The organism is Lysinibacillus antri (genome assembly GCF_003977595.1).
Lineage (GTDB): Bacteria > Bacillota > Bacilli > Bacillales_A > Planococcaceae > Ureibacillus > Ureibacillus antri.
Genome location: NZ_RYYR01000064.1, coordinates 1 through 1,446, shown reverse-complemented (window position 1 = coordinate 1,446; position 1,446 = coordinate 1). Strand labels below are relative to the sequence as shown.

1 protein-coding gene is annotated in these 1,446 nt (G+C 35.9%); it reads left to right on the top strand.

Annotated elements, in window-relative coordinates:
- The first annotated feature begins 55 nt into the window (after positions 1-55).
- A protein-coding gene (locus tag EK386_RS19780; protein WP_126660861.1) for an IS3 family transposase occupies positions 56-1,410 on the top strand; the annotation gives its coding sequence in 2 pieces (ribosomal slippage) (positions 56-509 and positions 509-1,410; 1,356 coding nt in all).
- Positions 1,411-1,446: the final 36 nt, after the last annotated feature.

Sequence of the window (1,446 nt, the reverse complement as noted above, 5' to 3'; positions counted from 1 at the left end):
TGAACTGCACCCCAATTGTTAGACAAAATCTAATAATTGGAGGTGCAGTTTTTCTATGTCTAAATTTACTTTAGAAGAAAAGTTAGATGCCATTACTGACTATTTACAGGGTCATAAAAGTTTTACTGATCTAGCGAAAGAATTAGATACAAGTACAGCTGTGGTAAGGAACTGGGTAAAACAATATGAACATCATGGTAGTAAAGCTTTAAATCCATCCTATACAAAGTATTCTGCACAGTTTAAACTAGACGTACTAAAATATATGAACGAAAACGGGACGTCTCCTAATGAAACTGCAGCTATATTTAATATTCCTGAGCCTAGTACTATTAGAAAATGGAAAAGGGTATTTGAGAAAGATGGGATTGACGGCCTGCAATTGAGAAAAAAGGGGCGTCCATCCATGAAAAAAGAATTAATGAAACAAACAAAAGAAGTACCAGCTGAGGGATCTATCGAAGCATTGGAAGCACGTATTAAGCAGCTTGAAATGGAAAATGCGTATTTAAAAAAGTTGAATGCCTTAGTTCAAAGCAAGGGAAAATCACCAAACAAGACAAAGCGCAAGTAGTCTATGAATTAAGGCATGAATTTCCGGTGAAAGAATTAGTAAAACTAGCGGAGATTCCTCGAAGCACCTACTATTTTTATGTTAAACAAATAGATAGACTCGATCCAGATGCCGATTTAAAAGTTGAAATTAAGGCCATTTATGAAGAACATGAAGGTCGTTACGGTTACCGTCGAATTCGTGATGAGCTAACAACTCGTGGGCAGAAAGTAAATCATAAAAAGGTACAACGCATTATGAAGGAACTCGGTTTAAAGTGTGTTGTGCGTATGAAAAAATATAAGTCATATAAAGGTACTGTGGGTAAGGTCGCACCAAACATTTTAGACCGTAACTTTACTGCGGATGCCCCCAATCAGAAATGGGTAACAGATATTACAGAGTTTAAATTATTTGGCGAGAAGCTATATTTATCGCCTGTTTTAGATTTATTTAACGGAGAAATTATTACCTACACAATCGGCTCTAGACCAACTTATTCGCTTGTTTCAGAAATGTTGGAGAAGGCTTTAGAACGCCTGCCAGAAAAACATCAACTATTGATGCATTCAGATCAGGGATGGCATTATCAAATGAAAAAATATCGTCGAGCACTGGAGTCTAGAGGGATTATACAAAGTATGTCTCGTAAAGGAAACTGTTACGATAACTCGGTGATGGAAAACTTCTTTGGCATTATGAAGTCAGAATTCCTCTACTTAAAGGAATTTGAAAGTATAGAACATTTTAAATTAGAATTAGCAAACTATATCAATTACTATAATACGAAACGGATGAAGGCAAAATTAAAAATGAGTCCGGTACAATACCGAACCCATTTTGAGAAAGTTGCCTAATGAAATAACCGTGTCTAACTTTTAGGGGTCACTTCA